General features: G+C 71.0%; 20 protein-coding genes. 5 read left to right on the forward strand and 15 right to left on the reverse strand.

From position 1 onward, the window contains the following. Nucleotides 1–148: 148 nt before the first annotated feature. The 3 genes from ACTWQA_RS08195 to ACTWQA_RS08205 all read left to right on the forward strand — a co-directional run bounded on the left by ACTWQA_RS08195 (nucleotide 149) and on the right by ACTWQA_RS08205 (nucleotide 2775). Nucleotides 149–910, forward strand: a complete 762-nt coding sequence (locus ACTWQA_RS08195; protein ID WP_443158658.1) for a PP2C family protein-serine/threonine phosphatase — start codon at nucleotides 149–151, stop codon at nucleotides 908–910. Nucleotides 911–928: 18 nt separating this feature from the next. Beyond that, nucleotides 929–1720 (forward strand): SAM-dependent methyltransferase, encoded by a 792-nt coding sequence (locus tag ACTWQA_RS08200; RefSeq protein ID WP_443158659.1) that lies wholly within the window; start codon nucleotides 929–931, stop codon nucleotides 1718–1720. Nucleotides 1721–1788: 68 nt separating this feature from the next. After that, the gene (locus ACTWQA_RS08205; protein WP_443158660.1) at nucleotides 1789–2775 is read left to right on the forward strand and encodes an endonuclease/exonuclease/phosphatase family protein; all 987 of its coding nucleotides are present in this window, start codon (nucleotides 1789–1791) and stop codon (nucleotides 2773–2775) included. Between the two features lie 81 nt (nucleotides 2776–2856). Here the strand turns inward: ACTWQA_RS08205 and ACTWQA_RS08210 are convergent, their stop codons facing one another. After that, nucleotides 2857–3045 (reverse strand): hypothetical protein, encoded by a 189-nt coding sequence (locus ACTWQA_RS08210; protein WP_305925235.1) that lies wholly within the window; start codon nucleotides 3043–3045, stop codon nucleotides 2857–2859. A gap of 200 nt (nucleotides 3046–3245) precedes the next feature. On the opposite strand from ACTWQA_RS08210, the gene ACTWQA_RS08215 reads away from it, so the two are divergent. Next, nucleotides 3246–3917, forward strand: coding sequence for a hypothetical protein (locus ACTWQA_RS08215; RefSeq protein ID WP_443158661.1), 672 nt, complete (start codon nucleotides 3246–3248; stop codon nucleotides 3915–3917). Nucleotides 3918–4146: 229 nt separating this feature from the next. Here ACTWQA_RS08215 and ACTWQA_RS08220 read toward each other — a convergent pair whose 3' ends face one another. From ACTWQA_RS08220 to ACTWQA_RS08265, 10 genes are all read right to left on the reverse strand, one after another. Beyond that, nucleotides 4147–4875, reverse strand: coding sequence for a class I SAM-dependent methyltransferase (locus tag ACTWQA_RS08220; protein WP_443158662.1), 729 nt, complete (start codon nucleotides 4873–4875; stop codon nucleotides 4147–4149). A gap of 8 nt (nucleotides 4876–4883) precedes the next feature. Next, entirely contained in the window at nucleotides 4884–5924 is a 1041-nt protein-coding gene (locus ACTWQA_RS08225; protein ID WP_443158663.1) for a LacI family DNA-binding transcriptional regulator, read from the reverse strand. Between the two features lie 5 nt (nucleotides 5925–5929). Beyond that, a complete protein-coding gene (locus tag ACTWQA_RS08230) occupies nucleotides 5930–9832 on the reverse strand; it encodes a carboxypeptidase regulatory-like domain-containing protein (protein WP_443158664.1) in 3903 nt (1300 codons plus the stop codon). Between the two features lie 81 nt (nucleotides 9833–9913). Then, the gene (locus tag ACTWQA_RS08235; protein WP_443158665.1) at nucleotides 9914–10606 is read right to left on the reverse strand and encodes a cupin domain-containing protein; all 693 of its coding nucleotides are present in this window, start codon (nucleotides 10604–10606) and stop codon (nucleotides 9914–9916) included. Further along, nucleotides 10603–11508, reverse strand: coding sequence for a PmoA family protein (locus tag ACTWQA_RS08240; protein ID WP_443158666.1), 906 nt, complete (start codon nucleotides 11506–11508; stop codon nucleotides 10603–10605). The genes ACTWQA_RS08235 and ACTWQA_RS08240 overlap by 4 nt, the downstream gene beginning before the upstream one ends. Beyond that, nucleotides 11505–12611 carry a Gfo/Idh/MocA family protein gene (locus tag ACTWQA_RS08245; protein ID WP_443158667.1) on the reverse strand — a complete coding sequence of 369 codons (1107 nt, stop codon included), beginning with the start codon at nucleotides 12609–12611 and terminating at the stop codon, nucleotides 11505–11507. Before ACTWQA_RS08245 ends, ACTWQA_RS08240 begins: the two co-directional genes overlap by 4 nt. Before the next feature lie 21 nt (nucleotides 12612–12632). Continuing rightward, complete coding sequence (locus ACTWQA_RS08250; protein ID WP_443158668.1) at nucleotides 12633–13913, reverse strand: ABC transporter substrate-binding protein; 1281 nt, start codon at nucleotides 13911–13913, stop codon at nucleotides 12633–12635. A 15-nt stretch (nucleotides 13914–13928) separates the two neighbouring features. Further along, nucleotides 13929–14756 carry a carbohydrate ABC transporter permease gene (locus ACTWQA_RS08255; RefSeq protein ID WP_443158669.1) on the reverse strand — a complete coding sequence of 276 codons (828 nt, stop codon included), beginning with the start codon at nucleotides 14754–14756 and terminating at the stop codon, nucleotides 13929–13931. Beyond that, on the reverse strand, nucleotides 14749–15669 hold the full coding sequence (locus ACTWQA_RS08260; RefSeq protein WP_443158709.1) for a carbohydrate ABC transporter permease: 921 nt from the start codon (nucleotides 15667–15669) through the stop codon (nucleotides 14749–14751). Before ACTWQA_RS08260 ends, ACTWQA_RS08255 begins: the two co-directional genes overlap by 8 nt. Nucleotides 15670–16148: 479 nt before the next feature. Continuing rightward, a complete protein-coding gene (locus tag ACTWQA_RS08265) occupies nucleotides 16149–17186 on the reverse strand; it encodes a LacI family DNA-binding transcriptional regulator (protein WP_443158670.1) in 1038 nt (345 codons plus the stop codon). 168 nt (nucleotides 17187–17354) lie between these two features. Between ACTWQA_RS08265 and ACTWQA_RS08270 the strand changes: the two genes are divergently transcribed. Further along, a complete protein-coding gene (locus ACTWQA_RS08270; protein ID WP_443158671.1) occupies nucleotides 17355–18590 on the forward strand; it encodes a serine hydrolase domain-containing protein in 1236 nt (411 codons plus the stop codon). A gap of 6 nt (nucleotides 18591–18596) precedes the next feature. Here the strand turns inward: ACTWQA_RS08270 and ACTWQA_RS08275 are convergent, their stop codons facing one another. Genes ACTWQA_RS08275 through ACTWQA_RS08290 form a run of 4 tightly spaced genes read right to left on the reverse strand, consistent with a single transcriptional unit; the run spans nucleotide 18597 to nucleotide 22642 of the window. Next, on the reverse strand, nucleotides 18597–19427 hold the full coding sequence (locus tag ACTWQA_RS08275) for an IclR family transcriptional regulator (protein WP_443158672.1): 831 nt from the start codon (nucleotides 19425–19427) through the stop codon (nucleotides 18597–18599). A 43-nt stretch (nucleotides 19428–19470) separates the two neighbouring features. Further along, nucleotides 19471–20352: an intradiol ring-cleavage dioxygenase gene (locus tag ACTWQA_RS08280; RefSeq protein ID WP_443158673.1), complete on the reverse strand. Its 882-nt coding sequence runs from the start codon at nucleotides 20350–20352 to the stop codon at nucleotides 19471–19473. Then, complete coding sequence (locus tag ACTWQA_RS08285) at nucleotides 20349–21398, reverse strand: maleylacetate reductase (RefSeq protein WP_443158674.1); 1050 nt, start codon at nucleotides 21396–21398, stop codon at nucleotides 20349–20351. The genes ACTWQA_RS08280 and ACTWQA_RS08285 overlap by 4 nt, the downstream gene beginning before the upstream one ends. Further along, nucleotides 21395–22642: an MFS transporter gene (locus tag ACTWQA_RS08290; RefSeq protein ID WP_443158675.1), complete on the reverse strand. Its 1248-nt coding sequence runs from the start codon at nucleotides 22640–22642 to the stop codon at nucleotides 21395–21397. Before ACTWQA_RS08290 ends, ACTWQA_RS08285 begins: the two co-directional genes overlap by 4 nt. Between the last annotated feature and the right edge of the window lie 18 nt (nucleotides 22643–22660).

Raw genomic sequence — 22660 nt, forward strand, 5'->3', positions numbered from 1 at the left:
TCACACCCTGGTGCGCCGTCCCCCGGGGCGGCACGACGGCTGATCGGCCGTCATGGAGCGCTACGACGGCCGAACGGCCGTCAGTCGTTTCGCCGCGCATGGGCGTCTACTAGGCCCGGGCCGCGACAACCGCGGTGGGAGGGGACCCATGACGCTCTTCGTGATCTCGTTTCTGATCGGCTGCCTGTCCGTGATGACCGGCCGCGGCAAGCGCGGGCAGTGGCCGGCCGGCATGCCGGTGACCCGCCCGCGGCTGGTGGCGGTGGGCGGCACGTACGAGGGCACGCACGGCCGGGCGTCGGACGCGTACGTCGTGCAGGAGCGGCTCGTCGCTGTGGCCGACGGCGCGGCCGGCGCCGAGCCGGGTCACACGGCCGCCGCCGTGGTCCTGGGCGCCGTCGTCGCCGCCCGGCCCCAGCGCGCCGGGACGCGGCCGGAGGACCTGGACGAGTGCGCGCAGACGGCGCACCGTGCGCTGCGTACCGCGGCCCTGCGCGAACCGGCCGGGCGCGACCTGGTCAGCACCCTGGATGTGATCGTCCTCGATCCCGGCGAGAGCCCGCGCCTGCGCTTCGCCCACGTCGGCAACGGCGCGATCTGGCACTGCGTGAAAGGCGCCGCGCCCGTGCCGCTCACCACGGCGCACTCCTTCGGCGATGGCCCGCTGCTGCGCGGTCTCGGCCTGCCGTCGGAGCTCAATCCCGAGGTGGGCGCGGTGTCCATCCACCCCGGCGACCGGGTGGTCATCGTGACGGACGGCGTCGTCCGGGCCCTCGGGCCGCAGCGCATGGCGGAGCTCTTCACCGCGGGCTCCTCCCCGGCGGCGTGCCTGGACCGGATGTACGACGAGCTCGCCGCCGCCGACCCGAAGGAGGACGCCACGGTCATCATCGCGGATGTGGCGTTCTGATGACCTAGGATTCTGATCGTGAGCGCACCAAACGGGATCAATCCGAACATTCCCCACTCGGCCCGCGTTTATGACTACTGGCTGGGCGGCAAGGACAACTTCGAGGCTGATCGCCGGGTGGCCGAGGCGACCATGGCCGCGGTGCCGGGGGTCCGCGAGAGCGCCAAGAACAACCGGGCCTTCCTCGGCCGGGCCGTGCGCCACCTCACGCAGCTCGGCGTCCGGCAGTTCCTCGACCTCGGCACAGGCATCCCGACTCAGGGCAATGTGCACGAGATCGCGCAGGCCGAGGCGCCGGACGCGCGCGTGGTCTACGTCGACAACGACCCCATCGTGATGGCCCACGCCCGGGCCCTGCTGAGCGGCACGCCCCAGGGCAGGACCGCGTACATCGAAGCCGATGCCAGGAACCCGCGCGCCGTCCTCGACCACCCCGAGGTACGCCAGACACTGGACTTCAGCCAGCCCATCGGGCTCGTGATGGTCGCGATCCTCATGCACATTCCGGATCAGGACGACCCGGCCGGCATCGTCAAGGCGTTCGCCGACGCCGTGCCCGCCGGCAGCTATCTGGTGCTGAGCCACCTAACGCTCGACCTCGTGTCCCAGCAGACCGCCGACGACTACCTGGCGGCGACCCGGAGCCAGGCGATGCACCGCACGCCGCGCACCGGCGAGCAGATCGCCCGCTACTTCGACGGGTTCGACCTGATCGAGCCGGGCCTCGTCGGGGTCTCCCAATGGCGCGACACCCCGCTCTTCCCCGACCCGGCGACCTGGATGTACGGCGGAGTGGGCCGTAAGAGCTGACCACTGCGCCGGGCACTGGATCCGTTTAAGCTTCAAGTCGTGATGCCAATCGGGGACAGGACGGCGGAGTGAGCACGACGGTCGGGACCGAGCAGGCCGCGGCGGAGGCGCCGGCGCCGAAACGCCGGCGACGCAGGCGATGGTTGTCCTGGACGGTCGTCGTGCTGCTGGCGCTGTGGGCGGCGATCAGGGCCGGGGGGTTGGATCAGGGCTCGTTCGTCACGCAACTGATGACCGTGACGCCGTATGGCGCGGGGCTGGCGGCGCTGACCGCGCTCCTGCTGATCAGGCGTAACCGGCCGGCCACGCTCGTGGCCGCGCTCGCCTGCGTGGTCATGGCCGCCTGCGTGGCGCCACGGCTGACCAGCACGGAGCAGCCCGCGGCCGACGGCGCGCCGCTGCGGGTGCTGACGGTCAACCTGTTCGGCCGCGGCGACGCCCAGACCGTGGTCGACCTGGTGCGGCGGCACGACGTCGACGTCTTCACCGCGCTGGAGCTGACCCCGGACGCGGTGGAGCGGCTGGACACGGCCGGGCTGAAGCAGCTGCTGCCGCACCGGGTGCTGCAGGAGGAGTTCGGTGCGACCGGCAGCGGCATCTACGCCAAGCACCCGGTGAGTGAGCTGACCGGGCTGTTCACCCCGATCGGGCACAACATGCCCGCCGCCACCATGGCGTTGCCCGGCGGGAGCAAGGTCGAGATCGTGGCCATTCACCCCAACCCGCCGCTGGGCCGCATGGAGGAGGAGTGGAACGCCGCGTTGCGCGGCCTGCCTGCGGCCACCCCCTCCGCGATCCGGGTGCTGGCCGGCGACTTCAACGCCAGCCTCGACCACCGCGCCTTCCGCGACCTGCTGAGCCGCGGTTATGTGGACGCGGCCGACCAGGTGGGCAAGGGCCTGGTCCCGACGTGGCCGAACGGCCGGGCGATGCCGCCCATCATCGCCATCGACCACGTCGTGGCCGACCGGCGGGTGAGCGTGCGCCGGGTCGAGGTCGCGGACGTGCCCGGCACCGATCATCGCGGCGTGTTCGCCGAGCTCCGCCTGCCCTAGCCCGGCGGCCGGGCCTGCGCATGGCGGCGCCCGCTCTCCTGCGCTGAGAGCGGGCGCCCTTTGTGCGGCTGGGAAAAGTGGTCAGGCCACGTTCTCCTCGGCGTCGCGCTCCAGCGTTCTGAGATCGAACGCGCCCGACTTGACCGCCGTGGTGAACGCCTCCCAGTCGTGGCGGGGGACCTCGAACACCACGTCGGGGTTGTCAACGTGGACGAGCTCCACGTGGTCGTTGATCCGCTTGGCCGCGACGCGGCCGGCGTCATGCGTCATGCCGGATTCCTTCCGTGAACACTGCGAAGGTCCCGCCCCAGACAACCAGGGCGGATGCGGGCAGCCTGCCATCCCGGCGGTGCCTCCGGCCACCGGTTCACGAACGCCGGTGGATAGAACTTCCTCCACACGGCGATGGGTTGCTTACCCTTCGGAGCAAGAAACCCACGTCTTGTAAGGGCGTTTCGACCGCCCTCGCCATGATCGCCGATGCCCTCGCGGGCCGCCGCCGTGGCCTGCCGGAGGTCTGGCGCAGGGCGCTCAGCTCGGGCGTCGGACGGCTCGGGCACGAGGCCGTGCGCCCACTGGCCGCGCCCGGCCACTCGATCGCGCCTGGGCTGCCGTCCGTCCGCTGGCGGCCGGCCGCCGAGCGGCCCGCCCGTTGGCTGCACGGCTACGCCGGCGCTGTCGCCGACGTCTGGAAGAGCGCCGAGTCGCTGTGGAGGCGTGCCTGCCCGCTGCTGGACAGGGAGGTCGAGCGGGTCGGGGTGGCCACCGTGCGCGGCGGACCCGAGCTGCTGCTGGCCTCGCTGACCAGCCGCATCGTGTACGGCGAGCGCGGCCTGCTCATCCCCGGCACGGAGCGGGACAGACACGAGCCCGGCAACCGCAAGATCGTCCTGGTGCCGATGCTGGCCGGCAAGGACGCCCTGATCGTCGGCTTGGACGACCCGGAGGCGGTGTGGATCGCCTACCCCGTGCCCGGCGCGGACTCGTTGTGGCGCCGTCCCGTCGCGCCCGCGATGGGGCTCACGTACCACTGCGACCGGCTACGAGCCGGACGGCTGATCACCCGGGAGCGCCGCGGCCGCGAGGTGTGGATCGCCCGCACGGGGCGGGCGGAGGAGTTGCTGGAGTTGTTCCGGCGCTAGCGCCCGGCTCTGACGGCACGCGCCGCCGACCTGGGCACGTACGGCGACTATTCGCGGATGTTCCAGCGCGCCGCCGGTCAGTTCTGGTCCGGCCGCCGGCCAATTACGAGAAGTTCGAGCGCGTCGGCGACTGGGTGGTGCTGGACGGCTACGGTAACAAGGAGGGCATGCTGCGGCAGCGCGTCACCAAGGAGCAGGTCGGCGACGTGGGCGGGCCGCTGGAGCTGCGTTACACCTGGACGTACTGAGCGACGAAGCGGTGGGCGGTCGCGCGTAGGGGGCGGCCGTCCTCCATGTCCGTGTGCAGCGCACGCAGCCGGGCGCCGTACGTGTCCACGTCGAAGCCCGGGACCTGCCAGGAGAGGACGCGCAGGAACAGCACAAGAGCGCCGATGTCGTGGAACGTGGTGGTGAAGCACGCCTCCTGGCTCCAGATGACGTCCAGTCCGGACAGTCCGGCGGTCGCGGTGGCGAGGTCCCAGGCGCGGTTCCGGTGCGGCGGGGCGCCCAGCGCCTCGTTGATCTCTTCGAGGTCGCGGCCGGCGACCTGCTGAGTGACGAACGTGCCGCCGCCGGCCAGGAGGCGGCGGATCTCGCGCGGCTCGTACGCCTCGTGGCGGTTGATGATCAGGTCGAACGAGCCGTCAGGCAACGACCCGGTGGTCTCCGTCACCTCGACGCCCAGCGGCTCCAGGCGGCGGCGGGCGATCGGGACGTTCGGCGCATGGCCTTCGGTGGCCACGGTGCGGGGCGGGAGCGGGGCGAAGGAGGCCAGGAGCTCGCCGCCTCCGGTGCCGAGGTCGAGCAGCGCCGAGGCCTTGGGGAGCCGGTCGCGGACCAGCTGCTCGTAGTCCCAGGGCAGCGTGCCGTCGTAGGTGACGCGGCCGCGGAACACGGTGAAGTCCCAGCCCTCGAACGGTGTCGTCAGCGCCTCGTCGATCAGCTCCTCATAACCCATGGGCATGATCATGCCGGCAGGCGGGGCGGGGTGCTTTCGCGTAGAACGACGTCGGCCGGGAGGCAGATGTCGGTCCTGTCCTCACCGGACAGTGCGAGGCGCATCGCGCTCAAGCCCGCCTCGCGCAGGGGCACCGCCACCGACGTCAGCGCGGGCACCACGTCCACCGCCGAGCCGATGTCGTCGAACCCCGCCACCCCGATGTCCGCCCCAGGTACCACTCCGGCGTCACGGAAGGCCGTCATGGCGCCGATGGCCATGACGTCGTTGACCGCGAAGACCGCCTCCACGTCCGCCAACCCCCGCTCCACCAGCCGGCGAGCGGCGTCGTAGCCGCCCGCCCTGGTGAAGCCGGTCTCGATCGCGACCGGGTGCGGGGCCCGGGCCTCCCGCAGGGCGGCCAGGAAACCGGCGTGGCGGTCGCTGGACGTGCGGATCTCGGCAGGCGCGTGGAAGACGGCGAAGCGCCGGTAGCCGGCGTCGAGCAGGGCCCGCGCGAGGCGTCCCGCACCGCCGTGGTTGTCGATGGTGACGGTGCTGAACGGCAGATCCCGCTGGCTGATCATGACGACCCGCCCGCCGGCCGTCTGGTATTCCTCCAACTCCTCCACGAGCGCGTCCCGCGTCCCCGTGCCCTCGATGCGGCTGCCCGCGACGATGATGACGCGGGGCCGCTGCCCGCGCAGCGTCTTGACGATCTCCAGCTCCCGCTCGGGTGACCCGTCTGCCACCGCCATGGTGACGATGAGCTGGGCGGACTCCGCCGCCTGGGTGACCCCGGCGGCGATGGAGGAGAAGTAGGGGTCGGCCACGTCCCGGACCACCAGCGCGACGGTCCTGGTCGAGCCCTTGGCGATGGCCTGTGCCGACAGGTGCGGCTCGTAACCGAGCTTGGCCGCCGCCGCGCGGACCCGGGTGGCGTTCTCCGATCTGACGTTGCGCACGCTGCCGTTGAGTGCGCGCGACGCCGTGGCGATGGAGACGCCGGCCTCCCTGGCGACGTCGTGCAGGGTCGGCGGGGAGGAAAGGGTCCTCCACCCGTCATCCATACCGGTCATCTTGTCACCAGCGTCAATGGTTCGCTCCTGGTGACGCCTGCCGCGTTCTCCAGCTCGGCCACGTACGTGTGCGTGCCGGCCGGCCGATCTTCGAGCACGGTGGCGGCGCTCTGGGCGGCCGGTGTCGCGGCGTCGAGCCGCTGGGTGTCGACGAGCACGCCGTCCTCGTAGAGGCGGTAGGTGGTGGCGTTCGTGCCCCACCACATGTTCATGCGGATCGTGTAGCTGCCGTCGCTGTCCCAGTTGTCGGAGCTCAGCACGGGCTCGCCGGGGTTGGCGTCGCTCACCTCGACGTTCACGGACGTGGTGGCGGTGCGGCCCGCCTGGTTGAGCAGCTCGCCGGTGTACAGGTACGTGCCGTTCTTCCTGCCGCTGATCGGGATCGTGGACTTCTGCGCCGACGGGGTCTTCGGGGTCAGGTCGCGCCTGGCGATCTCCTTGCCGTTCTCGTACAGGATGAAGACGCTGCCGTTGACGCCGTACCAGAGGTTCATGGTCACGTCGTACGTGCCGTCGTGGAGGCCGTGCCGCCGGCCGCTCGTGGTGGAGAGCGCGGCGCGGGCGGGCGGCGCGGTGGCGCCGTCCTGGGGCAGCCCAGGGCCGGTGACCTTGACCTTGTACGTCGTGTCCGCCGTCCCGTCCTCCGAGACCACCTTGATGGCGATCTCGGCGGGAACGGTGATCGCCGGCGACTTCGTCCCGCTGGTGACCGCATGGTCCTCGACCGTGATGGCCGAGCGGGGGTTGAGCGCGGTCGGGGTGAAGGCGACGCGGTCCCCGGGGATGGCGAGCTCGTACGCGTGGACGTCCGGGTCGAAGGCCGGGTCGAGGGTGCCCGCGTCGGGGACGAGCGCGGACAGCGTGGTGTCCTGGGCCAGTGACCGCCGCTTGATCCGCAGGGTGTGAACGCCCTCCGTGCCGTCCTCGGCGGTGACCACGATGCGGACGTCCGCGCCGGTGTCGCCGAGCGTGATCCGCCGCGTGGCCTGGGCGCCCTCGGTGCGCTCACCGTCGATGGCGACCGACGTGGCGAACGGGCTGCGGGCCACGGCGGATACTTCGACCTCGCCGACCCGCGCGGGCACGTCGAGCACCAGGTCGCCGTCGGGCGCGCCCTGGCTGGTGTCGACGCTGAGCAGGGCGGTGTCGCCGCGGGCCAGCCCGACGCCTTGGGAGACCCGGATGTCGTCGAGGTCGATGCTGCCGTAGTTGGTGCTGTTGGCGTAGTAGTCGATCTGCGCGACGGTGTCCATCGGGTTCCTGAACGCGGCGCCCTCCAGGACCCGGCGGCCGTCGAGCAGCAGGTCGAAGCGCTGGTTCACGGTGTCGATCACCGCGGCGACGTGATACCGGCGGCCGGGCTCGTACGTGCCGACCGTCCGGGTCGTAGCTCCCGCGTAGGCGACGATCGTGTTCTTGGTGAAGGCCACGCTGACGGCGTTCTGCCCGGCGGCGTTCCTGATGTAGGGGACGGCCCACCAGTGGTTGCCGGAGGTGTAGGCCTGCCGGCTCATGACGTTCGCCTCCACGGTCACGATGCCCTTCAGCGCGAACGTGCGGGACACGCTGGTGCTGCCGCTGTTCGCCGTGCGCGTGAGCAGCACGCCCTTGTCGTCCGTGACCTCGGCGCTCCCGCCGGCGGCGCTCACGGTGAGGCCGTTGCCGCTGGTCAGAGGCCCGGTGGGCAGGTCGTTGAAGTCGTGGACGGCCACGTAGGACGGGATCGGGCGGACCAGGAGGAGGGAGCCGGCCTCGCTCGCCGTGGCGGCCTCCACGCGCAGCCCGGACCGGGTCGCCGCGACGTACCCGCCGGCCTCGGCGCGGAGCGTGTAGCCCTCCCCCACCGGCACGCTCTCCACGGTGAAGCCGCCGTCGGCGCCGCTGGTGGCGGTGCCGAGGGTCTGGTCGCCGTCCTTGACGGTGACGCTCGCGCCGGCCAGCGGCTGGGCGGCCTGGTCCAGCACCCGGCCGGTGATCGTGCCGACCACGCTGGTCGAGGCCATGGTGAGGTGGACGGTGGTGGTGTTGCCGAAGCGCACGTTCACTGACTCGGAGGCGCTCTGGTAGCCGTTCCTGGTGGCGGTGACCTCGACGCCGTCGGCGAACGGGATGTTCGCCAGCGTGAATCTTCCGTCGGATCCGGTGGCGGCCGTCACGTCGGCCGCGGTGACGCTCGCGCCGCTGATCGGGGCGCCGGACGGGGTGCGTACGGTGCCGATGACGGCCTCGGCCGTCGCGCCCTCGGCGGTGGCGTACTCGAAGGCGCCCAGGTCCGGGCCGCCGTTGTAGAGGGTGGCGCCGGCGTAGTCGCGGCCGCCGTTCCCGGTGATCTCGGCGCCCGTGTCGATCGCCGGCGATCCCGAGGTGACGCGCAGGCCGTGCGCGGTCTCCAGCCGGGGCCCGGTCTCCGGCGTGCCGGAGGGGCCGTCGAGCGGGGCGGCGGCGAACTTGGGATCCGCGACCACCGCGTCCTTGTCGCCGGCCGGGACCGCGAGGTCCGCGCCGCCGTAGAGGTTGTGGCTGTAGGCGATGGTCGGGCTGGTCGTCAGGGTCGCCGCGGCTCGCGTCGAGTACAGGACGTTGTTGGTGATGGTGTAGCGGGCGTCGAGGTAGCTGCCGTACCCGTAGATCAGATATGCGGATCTGTCGTTGTAGATCGTGTTGTTGTAGATCTGCGCGGTGGCGGCCCGGTCCGAGTGCAGGTAGATCTGGTAGCGGGAGTTACCGGCGATCACGTTGTTCCTGACGATCGCGTCCCCGAAGGCGAACTGGCACAACAGCACGCCGTCGCCGTTGCCGTGCAGGTAGTTGTACTGGACGACCTGCCGCGTGGTGCCCTTGTCCGGGTCGATGCCGTTGGAGTCGGCGCCGCCTGCCTTCTGCTGCGTCTCGTACACCTCGTTGAACTGGAACGTCACGTCGTCGGCGTAGTACGTCTCGATGCCGGAGGTGCCGGTGCGGTAGACGACGTTGCGCTCGATCAGCGCGCCGCGCACGTTGGTGACGTACATGCCGTTGCAGCCGTACGCCGTGTCGGCCTGGGTGACGTAGTTGTTCCTGATGACGATGTTCGTGTGCGGCGTGAATTTCGGATCGTCCGGGCTCTGCCGGGTGCCCCAGCCCGTGGGCGTGGCGATCGTCTGGCCGGCGTCGTTCTTGCCGTCCCCGGTGTACTGCTTGACGACGATGCCGGCGAACGACGTGTTGCGCACCGTGGAGTTCTGGATCACCACATCGTTGAGCACGGTGGCCCGGTCCGGGGGGCTGTGGATGTCGGGCACGGTGGTGTCGAACACGATGCCGCCGGTCTTCTTCGAGCCGTCCCAGCCGGTCTGGAACCGCACGCCGGGCGCGTTGTTCTCGATGCTGCCGCCGATCCAGTTGACCTGGCCCGTCACGTCGTGCACGTCGACGCCGTCGATGACGAAGCCGTCGAGGGTCTGGCTGTTGTCGCCGGAGACGTGCACGCCGCGCAGGTCGCGCAGGTTGTCCCCCGGGGTGCCGGTGGCCGGGACCTCGTTGGTGACCTCCAGGTTGCGGATCGTCCAGTGCTCCTGGTTGAACAGCCTGACGGCGTCGCCGACCTGGCCGGCGCCGTCGACGCGCGGCTTGCCGCCCTCGCCGTACCGGTCGACGGTGATGGGCGCGCCGCTCTCGCCCGAGCCCTTGGGCCACAGCTGGCCGGTCCACCGCTGTCCCGCGCGCAGCAGGATGCGGTCGCCGGGGGCGAACGTGGTGGCGTTCACCTTGTCCAGGCTCTTCCAGGGGTGCGCCTGGTCCTGGCCGGAGGCCGCGTCGTCGCCGCCGGCCGCGTCGACGTAGTACGTCGTGCCCGCCTGTGCCGCGGCGGGCTGGGCGGGAAGGGCGAGCGCGGCGACCATGGCGGCGGCCGTCATCATGCGCAAGAGGGTACGGACTAAGGCAGCGTCACGTGGCATCGCCGCGCTCCTAGCGGGGGGTGTTGTCCGGGATGGGGATGTTCAGTGCACGATCGGGTTGGCGACGTCGTGGGCGCGCAGGTGGCCGCACATGCCCCACCGCTGCTGCGGCGGGCTCTCCATCAGCGCGGAGCGCAGCAGGTGCGACCCGTCGCCGCCGGCGAGGGCGTCGAGGATCTCGCCGGTGCGGCGGGTCTCCTGGGCCGCCGTGCGCTCCCAGATGTCCCGCCACCCCGCCACCTTGGGCCGGACGAGGGCGACGGCGCTGTCATAGAAGCGCCGCAGCTCCTCCGGGCCGCCGTCGGCGAGCCGCAGGAACCCCTCGACGGCCAGCTCGCGCCGCCGGGTGACGGCCTCCTCGACGTTGTCGGCAGGCAGGGTGGCGGCCTCGCGGTAGCGGTCCGGGTCGGCCACGATCTCGGGCGGGAACGTCATGACCGCGTCGCCGGCCTCGGGCAGGCCGGCGTTCGACATGACGACCAGCACGTCGAGGCCGCCCCGGTTGATCGCCCGGTGGATGGTGCCCGGCGTGAACCACACGGTCGAGCCGGCGCTGAGCTCGGTCTCCTTGAGGCCGTTCGCGTCGAGCGTCTGCAGCGCGCCGTGCCCGCCGACGACGACGTACGCCTCGGTGGAGGCGATGTGCACGTGCGGCGTGCCGCCCTCGAGGCCGTCGGCGCACGCGCCCGTGTAGACCGTCAGCCGGCTGATCGACGTGCCGCCGGGGAACGTCATGCCAGGGCCGCCCTTCCCTGCTTGGCCAGCAGCGCCGTGCCGTCCTCGCCACGGTCGCCGTCGGCGATCACGACCGCGTACCTGAAGCGCAGCGCCTGGCCGTCGGGAAGCGGCACCTCCTCGCTGAAGAACGGCGCCGGGCACAGGCAGGCGAAGTCCTCGCTGCGGGCGAACCACTGCGGCGGGTGCTGCGGGTTGGCGGTGTCGTCGACCATGACGATCGTCGAGTGCTCACCGGTCTCGTCGTGCCGGCCGCGGAAGCCGAACCACTCGGCCCGCGTGCCGCGCAGCTCGTCACCGCCCGCGCCGGCCGGCGACTGGATGATCCCGCCGGTGAACGAGCGGGGGCCGCGCCAGAACAGGCCGCCGTACCCGGCGTTCTCGCGGCCCTTCGTGGTCGGCGAGCCGAAGTCGAGCGTGCCACCCGACACGTTCGTCATCGTCGTGTCGAACACCAGCGCCCACGTCGCCTCGTCCAGCACGGTCGCGGCCAGGGACCGCCGCTCCTCGATGACCGGGGCGCCGGCCTGGGACGTCCAGCCGAGCGTGTGCCCGATCTCGACCCGGTTTCCCTCGGCGGTCAGCGTGGTCATCTCGCGGTGCGTGGCGCTGCCGTTGTTCTCCAGCTGCACGTAGGACCTGCCGTGCACGTACGTCGGCCCGCCCCAGAAGTTGTGCTCGCCCACGTGCGGCAGCGACCAGGCGATGCCCTTGTGCCAGACGTGGTCGTGCGGCCGGAACAGCGACACCAGCGCGCCGCCGACAGTGCGGATCGGGTGCAGATACGGCTTCGGCGACTCCAGCACCGGCGTGTCCGGGCGGTAGACGTAGCTGAACAGCTCGACGTCGCCGGCCGTGACGGTGACCGACCGGCCGAGCGCGTGGTTGGCCTGCAGAGTCACTTGTTCCTCACCTTTTCCCACGGGGCGCCCGTGCCCTCCATCGTCGTGGCGAACGGGCTGTCAGCAGTGATCTGTCCGCTTCGCACGCGCTCGCCGGTGAAGGCGGAGGCGTACAGTGCGGCGATGAACTCCATCGTGCGCCGGGCGTCCGCGGCGGTCACCGGCGGCGCCTGGCCTTGGTCGAGGGCGTCGAACACGGCGGCCAGCCAGTCGTCGTGGCTGCTCGGCGACGTGCCGGCCCCCTGCGCCCACAGCGCGGAGACGTTGTCGTGCCCGGGGGCGGGGGTGATCGTCCAGTCGTCGTCGGTGTAGCCGTAGAGGTGGTCGACCTCGACCGTGGCGTGCTCGTAGTCGAACCTGAGCTGGGAGGTCTGCCGCGGCGAGACCACCGAGTTGACGATGGTGGCCATCGCGCCGCTCTCGAACGTCACCAGCGCCATCGACACGTCCTCGGTGTCCACGTCGCGGGCTTGGCGGCCGGCCATCGCCGTGACCTCCCGCCACGGGCCGAGGATCGAGAACAGCAGGTCGAACTGGTGGATGCCGTGCCCCATCGTCGGGCCACCGCCCTCGGACTCCCAGGTGCCGCGCCACGGCACCCCGTAGTAGGCCTCGTCCCGGTACCACTGCGTGGCGCAGGTCGCCAGCAGCGGGCGGCCCAGCTCGCCGGCCTCCTGCAGGCGGCGCAGCCGGATGGCGCCCGTGCCGAAGCGGTGCTGCAGGACGGTCGCCACGTGCCCGGCCGAGCGCCGCTCGGCCTCGATCAGCGTGTCGAACTCGGCCAGCGACAGCGTCGGCGGCTTCTCGATCAGCGCCGTCGCCCCGGCCTCCAGGATCTCCAGGGCCTGCGGCGCGTGCAGCTGCGGCGGGGTGCACAGGTGGACGAGGTCCACCTGCTCCTCCCGCAGCAGGTCGGTCAGGCTCGCGTGGGCGCCGGGGACGTTCCACTCCTCCGCGAACGTCTTGGCCCGGCCGAGGTCCACGTCGGCCACGGCGACGAGCGTCGCCCTGCCGCCGGAGGCGGCGATGGCGCGGGCGTGGGCGGTGGCGATCGCACCGGTGCCGACGATCGCGGCCCGGTACTTCCGTTGAGACAAGGTCATAACTCCTGGTGGGGAAGGGGGTCAGGCGCCGTCGATCTCGGCCTGGAGCTCCTTGATGAACGACTTGGCTGCCTGTTCCGGCGTCTGCCGGTCGAACAACACCTCTTCAGTGTGCCGCTTGATGATCGCCTCGAGGTTACTGGCCCCGTTCGGAGTGACTCTGGGGGCGGTGCCGACCTTGATCGTGTCCAGGAACTCGACCGCCGCCTTGTCCGTCTCCGCGAGCTTCGGGGTGATGGCGGTGCGGATCTTGGTGTTCGCGGGCACGCCGCGGTCGGTCAGCATGATGTCCGCCGCCTCCTGGCTGTTGGCCAGGAAGTCCACGAACAGCGCGGCCTCGGCGGGGTGCTTGCTGCGCGAGGAGATCGACCAGAACATCGAGGGCTTGTAGTACGCGGCCGGGGAGGACGCCTGCGCCTCGCCGGGCAGCTTGAGCAGCTTCAGCTTGGACCCGCTGGCCGCCGACAGCGACGTCAGCTGGGTGTTCCACCAGGTGGCCAGGGCGGAGGCGTTGGTGGCCGTGCCGGACTGGTCCAGCGGGCCGCCGGCCCGCTCGATGGTCACCGACGGCGCCGGGGAGACGCCGGACGTGGCGAGGTCCTTGATGAAGGTCCAGTAGCTCGCCAGCACGTTCTCCGGCACGGCGACCTTGCCGGCCTCGTCGAACAGGGCGGCGCCGTTCTGCCTGGCCCAGATGTTGAGGCTGCCGGCGTCGAAGCCGAAGGACTGCACGCCGGTGACCTTGCCGCCCGCCTTCGACACCGCGTCGCCGGTCTTCTTGAAGTCCTCCCAGGTCCAGGTGGCGTCGTCGGGGACCTTGACCTTGAACTGGTCGAGGAGGTCGGTGTTGGCGACGATCGCGTACGTGGCCAGGCCGACCGGCAGGGCGTACTGCTTGCCCTTGACGATGCCGGTGTCCAGGGCGGACTTGTCGAAGTCGGCGGTCTTGACGTGTTTGGACGCGGTGCCGAGGTCGAGCAGCGCGCCGCGCTCGGCGTAGGAGGCGAGGTAGAGCTCGTCCATCTGGATGATGTCGGGCGCGTCGTTCGCGGCCACGGTGGTGGCCAGGCTCTCCCAGTAGCCGTTCCAGTCCTTGAACTCGCCCTTGACGGTGATGTTCGGATACTTCTTCTGGAAGATGTCGATGACCTGCTGGGTGCGCTTGTGCCGCTCGTCCGCGCCCCACCAGGTGAAGCGGAGGGTGACCGGGTCCTTCGAGAGCTCCTGGGAGGCGCTGCCGCCGCCGGAGCCGCAGGCGGTGAGCATGAGTGCCGCCGCGGCGGCAAGGGCGATTCGTCTCATGATGATTCCCTGGGGTTACTTGCCGCCGGTCGTCGCGATGCCCCGGATGAGGTATCGCTGGCCGACGAGGAAGGCGAGGAAGACCGGAGCCAGGGACACCACGCTCATGGCGAACATGGATCCCCACGAGGTCTGCACGGTGGCGTCCACGAACGAGCGCAGCGCCACCGGCACGGTGTACATCTCCGGGTCGGTCAGGTAGATGAGCTGGCCGAAGAAGTCGTTCCACGTCCAGATGAAGGTGAAGATCACGGTCGTGGCGAGGGCCGGCATCATCAGGGGCAGGATGACGCGCAGGAAGATCCGGGCGTGGCCGCAGCCGTCGATCCTGGCCGCCTCGTCCAGCTCGCGCGGCAGTCCCCGGATGAACTGCACCATGAGGAAGACGAAGAACGCGTCGGTGGCCAGGAACTTCGGCACCACCAGCGGCAGGAACGTGTTCACCCAGTCGAGCTGGGAGAACATGATGTACTGCGGGACGATGATCACGTGGATCGGCAACATGATCGTGCCGAGCATGATGGCGAACCACAGGCGCTTGCCGGTGAAGTCCAGCCTGGCGAACGCGTAGGCGGCCATCGAGCAGGACACCAGGTTGCCGATGATGCAGGCCAGCACCAGGATCGCCGAGTTGGCCAGGTAGTGGCCGAACGGGGAGGCCAGGGCGGTCCAGCCCTCGCCGTAGTTCTGGGTCTGCAGGCTGTCGAGGATCAGGCCGGGGCGGCGGAAGATCTCGTTGTTGGGCCGCAGGCTGCTGACCACCATCCACAGCACCGGATAAAGCATGACCAGTGCCAGCGCGAGCAGCCCGGCGTGCTTGAGCACCTTACGGAGTTCAGTCATCGTAAACGACCCAGAATTTCGCGGCCCAGAAATTGATGGCGGTGAATGCGGCGATGATGACGAGGAGCAGCCAGGCGAGCGCGGAGGCGTACCCCATGTCGAAATTGCCGAATCCCCGCTGATAGAGGTAGAGCGTGTAGAAGAGGGTGGAGTCCGACGGCCCGCCGCTGCCGCCCGAGACCACGAACGCCTGCGTGAACGACTGGAACGCGTGGATCACCTGCAGGACCAGGTTGAAGAAGACGATCGGCGAGAGCAGCGGGATGGTGATTTTCCGGAACTGTGTCCATTTGCCCGCCCCGTCCGTGGCCGCGGCCTCGTAATACATGGCGGGGATCTGGCGCAGGCCGGCCAGGAAGATCACCATGGGGGCGCCGAACGTCCACACGTTCAGGACGATCAGCGTCGACAGCGCGCTGTCCGGGTCGGAGATCCAGCCCTTGCCCTCGATGCCGGCCATGGCCAGCACCTGGTTGAACAGCCCGTCGGCGCCGAAGATCTGGCGCCAGAGCACCGCGATGGCCACGCTGGAGCCCAGCAGGGACGGCAGGTAGAACGCCGAGCGGTAGAACGCCAGGCCGCGCAGCCCGCGGTCCAGCAGCAGGGCCAGGGCCAGGGCGCAGGCCAGCTGCAGCGGGACGGAGACCAGGACGTAGACCAGCGTCACGCCGAGCGCCTTGTGCAGGCGCGCGTCGCCGAGCATCCGGATCCAGTTGTCCAGGCCGTTGAACACCGGCGGCTGGATCAGGTTGTAGTCGGTGAAGCCCAGGATGAAGGAGGCGGCGATCGGGCCTCCCGTGATGAGCAGCAGGCCCGCGAACCAGGGCAGCAGGAACGCGAACGCGGCCTTGTTGTCGCGTCTGGCCAGGCCTTCACGGCCGCCGCCGAGGGTGCCGCCGCTGCCCTTGCGCATGCGCTGCAGCTCGCCGAGTGCGCTCATGCGGGCCTCCCCGACGGGATCATTCGTAACCTCCTGTCACCGCCGTGCTGTAGGCGGGAAAACGTATTCCGCAGTTTGCATGCCGGTAACGCGACCGTCAAGAGCGGGTTTCCTGGAGCTATGACAGGACTGATCACGGCGATCGTCACAGACTGTGAGTGAGCGCACAGCCAGCCGTTATGCGGCCGTGACCTGCTGTGATACGTCGCCAGCCAGGTGCCGGCGGGGTCCGGGCCGCGCCATCGGGCCAGTCCGCGGGGCACTCCGCCCCGCCCGGCGCGGCCGCCCCCACCTCCGTGTGGCAGTCGTGCCCCGGCCGGACGCGAGACCAGCGTTCGTCACGGACGGTGACATTCCAGCGGTGCGACCGGCGGCGAAATCCAGCGTCGGAGGAACGTCGTCATCAGCGCGGCGGACGGCGCCGGGCGAGTCGCGAGGCGCCGACGCCGCTACTACGCCTGACGCGGGCGGGTGCTGTCGCGGACGATCAGGCGGCCCTCGACGATCAGCCGCCGCGGCTCGCCCCCCGCTTCGGTGAGCGCGAACCGAATGGCCTCCGCTCCGGCGTGCGCCAGCGGAAGCGCGACGGTGGTCAATCGCGGTGTCACGTCACCGGCGAGCGGAATATCGTCGATCCCGGTCACCGAAACGTCCTCGGGAACGTTTATCCCGGCCGCCCGGAAACCCGACATGGCGCCGATGGCGACAATGTCGTTGACCGCGAGAACCGCCTGCCGGCCGTCCATTCCCTCCGCCGCCAGCCGCCGCGCCGCGTCGAATCCGCCCGACCTGCTGACTTCGCAGGTAACGATCCGGATATCCCGCTCGTCAACGCCTCCGGCCCGCAGTCCGTCGACGAATCCGGCCGTCCGGTCGGACACCGTGCGCAGTTCCCTGACGCCCGCGAATATCGCCACCCGCCGGTGTCCCGTTTCCGCGAGAAAAGCGCCCGCCGACCGCCCTGCCCCGTAGTCGTCGAAACCGATCGAGTCGAAGGCCATGTCCGTCTCGCCGACGATCACGACCCGGCCGCCCTCTTTCTCATACGCGGCCAGCTCTTTGAACAGCCGCCCGCCGAGCGCGTTCGCCACGAACCGGCTGGAGGTCAGCACGAGCGCGCGGGGCCGCAGCGAGCGCAGCAGGCGGATGGTCTCCAGTTGCCGTTCGTGCGCTCCCATGGTGGCGGACACGGTGACGAAGGCGCCGCCGGCGCGGGCCTCGCGCTCCATCGCGGCCACGACCATGCCCATGGACGGCGTCGTGAGGTCGTCGGCGACGAGCGCGATCGAGTCGCTCGCCCGCCGCATCGCCCTGGCCGAGGCGTCCACCGTGTAGCGCAGGGCCGCCGCCGCGGCCAGCACGCGGGCCTCGTATTCAGGCGCCACCTTCCTGGTGCTGCCGCCCAGGACCCGGGACGCGGTGGCGACCGAGACACCGGCCGCCGCGGCCACGTCGTGCAGCGTGACCGTGGGCCGCGCCGCGTGGGGCATGGGCGGTGTCCTTTCCGAGGCATGCGGGTCGGTTATGAAGAGTACCTCGGGGGTGCGGCATGACCCTTGTCATACCGCGTCGATGACATCGCGGACTAACCCCGCATCCGTCCTTGGATCATGATGAAGCCCATGATTTCTCGCCGATTCCCACAGTGCGGCAGGCGGATGGCCGTCGCTACCGCGATGGGCGCGCTGCTCGCGGCAGGAACCGTCACGACTCCCGCCGCCGCGACTCCCGATGGGCTCGACCGGCAGGCGCTGCAGACGTCCCTGGACGCCGTGCACAAGGCCGGCATGTACGGCATGTACTCGAACGTCCGCGACGGGGGCCGGACGTGGCGGGGCGCGGCCGGCGTGGCCGACGTCGACACGCGCCGTCCGGTGCGGCCGGACATGGTGCACCGGGTCGGCAGCATCACCAAGACCTTCACGGCGGTGGCCATCCTCCAGCAGGTGGAGCGCGGCGCCATCGAGCTGGACGCCCCGGTGGGCCGCTACCTGCCGGACTTGGTGCCCGGCGAGCGCGGCCAGAAGGTCACCGTGCGCATGCTGCTCAACCACACCAGCCACATCGCCGACTACATCGTCCCAGCGTTCCCCTCGCTGCTGGAAGGCTCGGCCAAGAGCCTGGACGACCACCGCTTCCGCACCATCGCCCCGGAAGAGCTGGCCAAGCTGGGGCTGAACGGCGTCCCCACGGGCGAGCCCGGCGTGGCGCCCGGTTCGTACTCCAACACCAACTACATCCTCGCGGGCCTGCTGCTGGAGAAGGTGACGGGCACGGACGCCGAGGACCACATCACCCGCAACGTGATCCGCAAGGCGGGTCTGCGGCACACGTCGTTCCCGCGCACGCCGCACATCCCGGGACCGCACTCCAAGGCGTACGAGTCGATGTACGGGTTCATCGACCCGCCGCGCGACTACAGCGTGTACAACATGTCGTGGGCCGGCACGGCGGGGGCCGTCACGTCGACGATGGACGACCTCAACCGCTTCTACCGGGCGCTGCTGCGGGGCGAGCTGATGGGCGCGGCGCAGCTCGCCGAGATGCAGAAGACGGTGGTCGTGCTGGCGGGCGGGGGCTCGATCGACTACGGGCTCGGCCTCTACTCGCTCGACCTGCCGTGCGGCCGGTTCTGGGGGCACGACGGCGGCGTCTTCGGCATGGCCACGCAGTCGTTGTCCAGCCCGGACGGGAGCCGCCAGCTGTCGTTCGGAGTCAACCGCACGAAATACCAGACCATCGATGAGAGCGGCAACATCGTGCTGCACCCGATCGACTACGCGACCGTCGATCATCTCCTGCTGGCGCTGTGCGGGCCGGGCACGGCGACCGCGAAGGCCGTCACGGCGCCGTTCGTGCCGTTCCCGGCGGACCGGCTGTCCGTCAAGCGCTGAGCGGGCTCAGCGGCGGTTCCGCGCGGTCTTGTTGGCGGAGGCGGGGGCGCTTTGGTGCCCGAGCTGGGCGGACATCTCGCTGGTGGTCGTGAGCAGCTCCGCCGTCACGGCTCGCAGGACGTCGTCCGTCGCGAGCCGCGCGGGCAGGACGATCGCGACCGCCAGCGGCAACGCCTCACCGGTGGTGAACACGGGGGCGGCCACGGAGGTGACTCCGGGAATCACGCCCCCGGAGGTGACGGCATAACCGGTGTGGCGTACGTCGGCCTTGATGCGCTCGATTTCCTCGTCGGTGAACCGCTCATCGGCGGTGGTCTCCTGGGCCGCGATGACCGGGTCGGTCAACGTCCTGGGGAGGTGGGTCAGGTAGAGGCGGCCGATCGAGGAGGTCAGCATCGGCAGCGTCGCGCCCACGCGCACGGTGATGGGCAGCACGTGGGAGCCGTAGTCCCAGCGGACGATCACCGGGCCGTGGTCGCCCCAGACGGCCAGGTTGATCGCGTGCTTGGTGCGGTCACGCAGGCCCGGCAGGTATTCGGAGGCCAGGGCGACCTCGTCCATCCTGCGCAGTGCCTCCGCGCCGAGCCGCCGCATCGCCGGGCCCAGGTCGTACAGGCCTGAGCTCGGCGACTGGGAGACCAGCCCGGCCCGGCCCAGGCTCACCAGGTAGCGGTGTGCCTTGCTGGGTTGCATGCCGCTGAGGGCCGCGATCTGCGTCAGGCTCGCCGGTCCGGCGCTCTGCTCCAGGGCCAGCAGCACGGTCATCGCGATCTCGACCGACTGGATGCCCTGACGGGAGGCGGACCGCTCCTCACCGGCATGCTCTAGATCACTCACGTTCCCTGGCCCCCGCACACACCTGGTTGACGTAACGCCGAAACTATACGGAGTCGGCGACGTCCAGGACGAAGTCGAAGTCCATCGTGAAGAAGGCGCTGTCGAGCACCCGGCCGTCGGGGGCGGGGCCGGGGTCGTGCCGGACGAAGTCGCGCACCAGCGAGTCCTTCTCCCCGAAGACGGCGTCGGAGCCGAGATAGGGGTCCCCTGCCGCGAACACATGGGTGGTGAGCGTGGCGAATCCCGGAGCGCTGATCTGGAAGTGCACGTGGGCCGGCCGCATGGAGTCGCGCTTGGCGGCGGCCAGCAGGTCCCCGACCGGCCCGTCGTGCGGGATCGGGTACGGCACCGGCAGCACGGAGGAGAACCAGTAGCGGCCGTCGGCGTTGGAGCGCAGGCGGCCCCGGCCCTGGGCGCCGTCGAGCTGGGCGTACTGCACGTCGTAGTTGCCCTCGTCGTCGGAGTGCCAGACCTCGATCCGCGCCCCGGGGATCGGCGCGCCCGTCGCCGAGAGCACCCGCCCGGAGTAGAAGCACGGCTCTCCCCCGGCGCCGCCGGAGATGTCGTCGCCGTTGGCGAACTCGGGTGCGTTCTCGACGAAGAACGGGCCGACCACGGTGGAGGCGGTCGCGGTCTCGGTCGCCGGATGGTTGATGCCGATCACCAGCATCGACAGCCCCAGCACGTCGGAGAGCAGGATCAGCTCCTGCCGCCGGTCGTCGCTGATCTGGCCTGCCCGGGTGAGGAAGGAGACCGCGGCGGCCCACTCCTCCTCGGTGAGCCGCACGTCGGAGGCGAAAGCGTGCAGGTGCGTGACCAGGCTGCGCATGACCTCGCGGACCCGGGCGGAGGGGGCCGCGTCAAAGCTGGCCAGCACACGATCGGTGAGCGCCCGGTCGGCCGTGGGCATCGGCTGAGTGGTCATAGTGATTCTCCTCGCAGGGCGGCGGTCAGGATCCCGCGTACCTCGGGCTCGCCCACGGGCCGCGGGTTGTCGCCGAAGTCCTTCTCCAGCACGAGCCGCACTGCTGTGTCCACATCGTCCTCCGCGAGCCCGATCTGGGCCAGCGACACCGGGGCGCCGATCCGGGCCGCGAGCCCGGTCAGGCCATGGGCGACGTCGTCGGCGCCGAGGGCCGGAGCGACCCGCGTCCGCAGGGCGGGCACCGCCGGCGCGTTGAAGGTCGCCACGTACGGCAGCAGCACCGTGTGGGTCTCGGCGTGCGGCAGGCCGAACGCGCCGCCCAGGACGTGGCAGATCTTGTGGTGCAGCCCGGACCCCGCGACGCCGAAGGCGGACCCGGCCAGGTAGGCCCCGTACAGCAGCCCGGCGCGCCCGGCCGCGTCGGCGGGGCGGGACATGACGGCCGGCAACGCGTCGGCGATCACCCGGACGCCTTCGGCGGCGACGAGATCGGTGACGGGGTTCGCGCCGGGCGCGTAGAACGCCTCGACGCAGTGGGCCATCGCGTTCATCGCGCTGGCGGCCGTCATCGCCGCCGGCAGGGTCGTGGTCAGGTCCGGGTCGTACAGCACGACCTTGGGCAGGACCAGCGGTGATCGGCCGGTGGTCTTGCGCGCGCCTTCGGTCGTGCCCCAGACGGGGGTGACCTCGGAGCCGGCGTACGTGGTCGGCACGGCCACGATGGGCAGCGACGTGCGCAGCGCGATCGCCTTGGCCGTGCCCGTCGTGGAGCCGCCGCCGACGCTCAGCACCGCGTCCGCGCCGGTCCGCGTGGCCAGCTCGACGGCCTGGTCGACCGTCTCCACCGGCACGTGCGGTCGTACGCCGTCGAAGACTCCGGCCACGGACAGCGGCCGGGCCAGCGTCGCGGCGAGCGGGGCGGTGCGCGGCGTGGTCACGATCAGGGGGTGGCGCGCGCCGAGGCGCTCGACCTCCGCGGCCAGCGCGCCCTCGGCGCGTCCGAAGACCACGCGGGCCGCGAACGTCTCGTACGTGAACGGTCTCATCCGGCAGCTTCCGGCACCGCGTGCCGAGCGCGAACCACCGGGACGAGGGCGGCGGCCGTCGCGCCGATCAGGCCGGGGATGGCGAAGAGGTAGAAGTTCCACTCCACGCCGAGCTGGGAGGACAGGATCCAGCCGCCCATCGACGGCCCGAGGATGGCGCCGAGCCGTCCGACCGACAACGCCCAGCCGATCCCGGCTCCGCGGAGGTCCTCGGGATAGCGGTTGACGATGAAGGCGTTGGTCATCACCTGCGAGCCGATGAACCCCAGCCCGCTGACGAACATCAGCAGGAACAGCAGCACGATCGCGGGACGCGTGCTCATCGCGATGAGGCTGACCGAGCCGACGAGGAAGGCCGTGGACACGACCGGCTTGATCCCGATCCCGTCGGCGATGCGCCCGCCGGCGATCATGCCGAGTCCCGCGCCCACCCACATGGCGGCCGTCTGCAGCAGCGCCGACCCGAGCGAGTAGCCGCTGGTCCTCATGATGGTGGGCAGCCAGGTGCTGATGCCGAAGACCAGCAGCAGGCCGCAGAACGACGCGATCCAGAACAGCACGGTCACCGTGCGCGTGCCGGGGGCGAGCAGGGGCTTCAGGCCGAACAGGTCGCTTCGGGCGGCGGGCCGGGCGGAGCGGTCGGCGTGGACGGGGCTCTCCGGGAGGATCCGCGCGGCGATCGGCAGCAGCACCAGCGCGGGGGCGGCGCCGATGACGTAGATCCAGTGCCACGACGCGTGCGGCAGCAGCCCCGCGCCGAGCAGGGGGGCGAGCAGGGCGCCGAGGGCGTACCCGGACATCATCAGCCCGACGTTGCGGCTGCGCCGCCCCGGGTCGGACAGGTCGGCCACGTACGCGGTCAGGGTCGGCAGCACCACGCCGAGCCCGACGCCCACGAGCAGGCGGGCCGCGCCGAACACGGCGAAGCCGGGTGCCACGGCGCAGGCGAGCATGCCGGCGGAGAACGCTCCGGCCCCGGTCAGCAGCAGCCGGCGCGGGCCGAGGCGGCTGATCGCCGCGCCGGCGAGGCCGGCGCCGATCATCATGCCGACGGCCACGAGGGATCCGACCGTGCCCGCCGTCGCCGCGTCGCCGCCCATATTGCGGTCGGCGAGCATCGAGGGCACGGTGACGCCGTAGCAGGCGAGGTCGTAACCCTCCAGGGCCGCGAAGATCGCGACCACGATGAGCATGGTCTTCTCGGAAAGCGTTCGTCGGGCGGTGGTGGGGGTGGTGGTGTGCATGGCTGCTCCAGCCGTGTT

The sequence above is a fragment of the Nonomuraea sp. 10N515B genome, from assembly GCF_052245915.1.
Lineage (GTDB): Bacteria > Actinomycetota > Actinomycetes > Streptosporangiales > Streptosporangiaceae > Nonomuraea.

Excerpts from the sequence above, each read along its gene's own strand:
- ACTWQA_RS08285 (WP_443158674.1), bottom strand. The coding sequence starts at position 21,398 with ATGAGACCGTTCACGTACGAGACGTTCGCGGCCCGCGTGGTCTTCGGA.
- ACTWQA_RS08280 (WP_443158673.1), bottom strand. The coding sequence starts at position 20,352 with ATGACCACTCAGCCGATGCCCACGGCCGACCGGGCGCTCACCGATCGT.
- ACTWQA_RS08225 (WP_443158663.1), bottom strand. The coding sequence starts at position 5,924 with ATGGATGACGGGTGGAGGACCCTTTCCTCCCCGCCGACCCTGCACGAC.
- ACTWQA_RS08245 (WP_443158667.1), bottom strand. The coding sequence starts at position 12,611 with ATGACCTTGTCTCAACGGAAGTACCGGGCCGCGATCGTCGGCACCGGT.
- ACTWQA_RS08270 (WP_443158671.1), top strand. The coding sequence starts at position 17,355 with ATGGCCGTCGCTACCGCGATGGGCGCGCTGCTCGCGGCAGGAACCGTC.
- ACTWQA_RS08265 (WP_443158670.1), bottom strand. The coding sequence starts at position 17,186 with ATGCCCCACGCGGCGCGGCCCACGGTCACGCTGCACGACGTGGCCGCG.
- ACTWQA_RS08250 (WP_443158668.1), bottom strand. The coding sequence starts at position 13,913 with ATGAGACGAATCGCCCTTGCCGCCGCGGCGGCACTCATGCTCACCGCC.
- ACTWQA_RS08255 (WP_443158669.1), bottom strand. The coding sequence starts at position 14,756 with ATGACTGAACTCCGTAAGGTGCTCAAGCACGCCGGGCTGCTCGCGCTG.
- ACTWQA_RS08235 (WP_443158665.1), bottom strand. The coding sequence starts at position 10,606 with ATGACGTTCCCCGGCGGCACGTCGATCAGCCGGCTGACGGTCTACACG.
- ACTWQA_RS08260 (WP_443158709.1), bottom strand. The coding sequence starts at position 15,669 with ATGCGCAAGGGCAGCGGCGGCACCCTCGGCGGCGGCCGTGAAGGCCTG.
- ACTWQA_RS08210 (WP_305925235.1), bottom strand. The coding sequence starts at position 3,045 with ATGACGCATGACGCCGGCCGCGTCGCGGCCAAGCGGATCAACGACCAC.
- ACTWQA_RS08215 (WP_443158661.1), top strand. The coding sequence starts at position 3,246 with ATGATCGCCGATGCCCTCGCGGGCCGCCGCCGTGGCCTGCCGGAGGTC.
- ACTWQA_RS08230 (WP_443158664.1), bottom strand. The coding sequence starts at position 9,832 with ATGATGACGGCCGCCGCCATGGTCGCCGCGCTCGCCCTTCCCGCCCAG.
- ACTWQA_RS08195 (WP_443158658.1), top strand. The coding sequence starts at position 149 with ATGACGCTCTTCGTGATCTCGTTTCTGATCGGCTGCCTGTCCGTGATG.
- ACTWQA_RS08220 (WP_443158662.1), bottom strand. The coding sequence starts at position 4,875 with ATGGGTTATGAGGAGCTGATCGACGAGGCGCTGACGACACCGTTCGAG.
- ACTWQA_RS08290 (WP_443158675.1), bottom strand. The coding sequence starts at position 22,642 with ATGCACACCACCACCCCCACCACCGCCCGACGAACGCTTTCCGAGAAG.